The organism is Epibacterium ulvae (genome assembly GCF_018678075.1).
Taxonomy (GTDB): Bacteria; Pseudomonadota; Alphaproteobacteria; order Rhodobacterales; family Rhodobacteraceae; genus Epibacterium; species Epibacterium ulvae_A.
In genome coordinates this window covers 1-3,160 of sequence record NZ_JAHHIR010000087.1, presented here as the reverse complement: position 1 = coordinate 3,160, position 3,160 = coordinate 1, and the positions used below count along the sequence as shown (strand labels likewise).

3 protein-coding genes and 3 pseudogenes are annotated in these 3,160 nt (G+C 55.5%); 4 read left to right on the top strand and 2 right to left on the bottom strand.

Going from position 1 to position 3,160, the window contains the following annotated elements:
* Positions 1-458, bottom strand: a pseudogene (locus tag KMP13_RS20700) (IS481 family transposase); the annotation flags it as partial.
* 52 nt (positions 459-510) lie between these two features.
* Between KMP13_RS20700 and KMP13_RS21000 the strand changes: the two are divergent.
* From KMP13_RS21000 to KMP13_RS20695, 3 genes and pseudogenes are all read left to right on the top strand, one after another.
* A pseudogene (locus tag KMP13_RS21000) lies at positions 511-813 on the top strand (alpha/beta fold hydrolase); the annotation flags it as partial.
* Between the two features lie 41 nt (positions 814-854).
* Positions 855-971, top strand: a pseudogene (locus KMP13_RS18030) (alpha/beta fold hydrolase); the annotation flags it as partial.
* Positions 972-1,001: 30 nt separating this feature from the next.
* A complete protein-coding gene (locus KMP13_RS20695; RefSeq protein ID WP_215267366.1) occupies positions 1,002-1,412 on the top strand; it encodes an alpha/beta fold hydrolase in 411 nt (136 codons plus the stop codon).
* 179 nt (positions 1,413-1,591) lie between these two features.
* Here KMP13_RS20695 and KMP13_RS18020 read toward each other — a convergent pair whose 3' ends face one another.
* A complete protein-coding gene (locus tag KMP13_RS18020; protein WP_285895567.1) occupies positions 1,592-2,539 on the bottom strand; it encodes a LysR family transcriptional regulator in 948 nt (315 codons plus the stop codon).
* A 125-nt stretch (positions 2,540-2,664) separates the two neighbouring features.
* Between KMP13_RS18020 and KMP13_RS18015 the strand changes: the two genes are divergently transcribed.
* The coding region (locus KMP13_RS18015; RefSeq protein ID WP_215267364.1) for a TAXI family TRAP transporter solute-binding subunit at positions 2,665-3,160 on the top strand (496 nt) is incomplete at its 3' end.

Genomic DNA, 3,160 nt, shown 5'->3' with positions numbered 1-3,160 from the left:
CAATGCCGACGAAAAGATACAGCTTACCCTCCGCAGTCTGCACCTCGGCAATATCGATATGAAAAACCCGATCGGGTAGCGCTTGAGCTTCTGCCGCTTAGGCTTGTCGCCCTCGACATCCGGCAAGCGCGACATGCTATGTCGCTGAAGGCACCGACGCAGCGCTGACCGCGTCAGATGCGGGATCGAGGGCCGGAGCGCATAGAGGCAATCATCCAACGGCAGCAGCCTATGCCGCCGAAATGCGACGATCATTGCCTCCTCGGCTTGGCTGAGAGTGGTTGAGCGCGGCTCTTTCGGGCCTGTTTTGCGATCCTCAACGGTCTCGCGCTTTCGCCACTTGGCAACCGTCTTCGGGGTGATCCCGGGTTCCGTGCTCAGCGCCGCGATCAAAGTTTGCGATCGCTGTATTGCTGCTCTGACCGCGTGCGTGCCCTCCCGGCAGATTTGCGATGCACATCGCCTGCCGGGTAACAGTGCGTGGCACTCCCGTGAAGCACTTGTCCCACAATGCTTCCTTCGATTCCAAAAACAGATCGCACCATCAAATTATGGGATCAAACACCTAACTTTGCACCGGGTTCTGTTATTGCTTTCACACAATCACAAGCGGCACGGTCGGCAGGTCTGACCGCTAACACGGTGATGGTTGATGGCTACGAAACCCATTACCGTGTTAGCGGGACGGATCCGACGTTGGTCATGCTGCATGGGATGCCGGATGATCGGCATTCCTTTGTTGGCACTGCCGGCGCTCTGACCGAAAGCTATCACGTAATCTTGCCCGATTTGATGGGACACGGTGCAAATGTTGCCGATCCAGACCGGGCTTACAGCATCGTGGGCACGAGGCGTTTGTGGCCAATCTGTTTGACACGATGGGTCTTGAGACGTTCTTTCTTGTTGGCAACTCGATGGGCGGACATACCGCAACGGCCTACGCTCTCGATCACCCGGAAAGGATGGATTGACTTATCCTTATCGATGCGCCGGGGCTAGTTGTGGATGATACCGTTGTCTACGGCGGCTTTGGTGCACCGCTTGAAACCGAGGCTGATTTCGACACGGTGACGGCGCGGGTTCTGTATAATCCGTCAAGCATACCGGGGCCAGTTAAGCGGCACCTGATCGCAACAACCAACGCCCGTGCCGATTTTATCAACAAACTGGCTGTGAGCGTTCGGGAAGGTGCAAACCATGATCCGTCAGACCGGATCACCACTTTGTCCGTCCCGGTAATGGTGCTATGGGCGCAAGAGGATGCCGTCGTGCCCTTTGCAGTGGCTTTGGACTACGCGGACCGTATCCTCGACGTAGAACTTGTTCTGCTGCCCGGGGCGGGCCATTCACCACAGATGGAAGCCCCAGTCCGAGTTGCCGATGCAATCAGGACGTTTCTCAAGGATCAATAACTGGGCCGAATTCAAGGGCATCCTTGAGTGCATTTGGTTCTGCCACCAGCTGCACTCGAAAACCCAACAGTGGTCGTAGGTGCACCTGCAGCAAATGTCAGCTTCTGTGAGCCAGGCAGAAATGGACAGAACTGCCTGCAAGGCGTATAAATAGGGAACTCGAAAAACACGGCATGCCTTCAGTTGATGACATCGCGGGTAGGCTGCGAGCCTAGATCGATCAGCTCTCGGAGCAACTTTGCTTCCCATTCAGCGGCAAGATGACGGGACAAAGCTGACAACGGGCGCAGCTTTGGCACGAGGATCGCATAGTCGTAGCGGATATCCTGGGCCAAATTGCGGAACACAACCTCACTTTGCTCAAAACCTATCAATTTAGCGCTTAGAACGGTCAGCGGATCGACGATAGCGCAGCACAGTTCGGCACTCACAAATTTGAGTAATGGCAGAACTGTTTGACTGCGATACTGCACGTTTGTTTTCACGCCGTTGCCGGCCAACGCAGTTTGTACACGACCCTCAAAACGGTGGTCAGGTTGCATTGCACCCAAAGTGAGGCCCTCCAAGGCATCCAACGGAATTACGTCAAGGGATGCTAAAGGGTGGGCGGCTGGGAGCGCCAGAAAGCTGTTCGCAGACACTTTAGTGATACTGGTTTGCAGCGTACGGCTGTGGTCTTCGTCGTAGTCGCCAAAACCGAAGTCAGCACCTTGGCTGCTCACCAGTTCCCGCAATTGCGTGGAACTGCGTGTGTGCAAGGACAGCGTAACATCAGGTCGGGATTTAGCAAAATGGGCGAGAAATTCAGGAAATAGAACCGTGGCGACACCCGGCATGACGGCAAGTTGCATATCACCTTCATCGCCTACCTGCATCCGCTTCATCGTGCGCTGCAACTGCGCCATCTGGCCTAGCACACTGTCGGCCTCAGCAAGCAGGTAAAACGCTTCGGGCACCGGTTTCATATTGCGGGTATCGCGCTCAAACAGCGCCACACCAAGCGCCTCTTCAAGACTTTTGATCGAAAGGCTGATCGCGGGTTGGCTACGCCCCAGGTTATGGGCGGCTTCGGACATCGAGCCCGTTTTCATGACCTCGCGAAATACAGTGAGCTGTGACAGATTCATACTGATTAATTAGCACAATTTATAAATAGAAAACAACTTCTAATTTGAGTATATAGGTTAAGGAGGTTAACTTCTTTGATGCGGGATTGGCGATTAAGACCGATCCACCCAACACGGAGATTACTATGACACTGCTCAAGTCAATTTCGGGCGCTCTGTTCGCGTCAGCCCTGATCGCTGGTCCTGTCGCCGCACAAGACCCGTCCTTCTTTCGCATTGGCACCGGCGGTGCTGGCGGCACGTATTTCCCCATCGGCGGTACGATCGCCAACGGGATTTCCAATCCTCCCGGCTCGCGCCCTTGCGACGAAGGTGGTCAATGTGGCGTGCCCGGCTTGATCGCAATTGCGCAGTCTACCACCGCGTCAGTCTTCAATAACGCCGCCGTCCAGAACGGTGAGCTTGAGGCAGGCCTTGCCGCCGCTGACGTCACCCGTTCCATGTTCCTTGGTGAGGGTAAATTCGAAGGCAAGCCGCACCCAAACCTGCGCATTATTGCCAACCTCTTCCCCGAAGACCTGCACCTTGTTATGCCCGCTGGTGAAAGCATCGACAGCCTTGCCGATCTTGAAGGTATGCGCGTTGGCATCGCCCAAGCGGGGTCCGGCACACAGGTGGCCG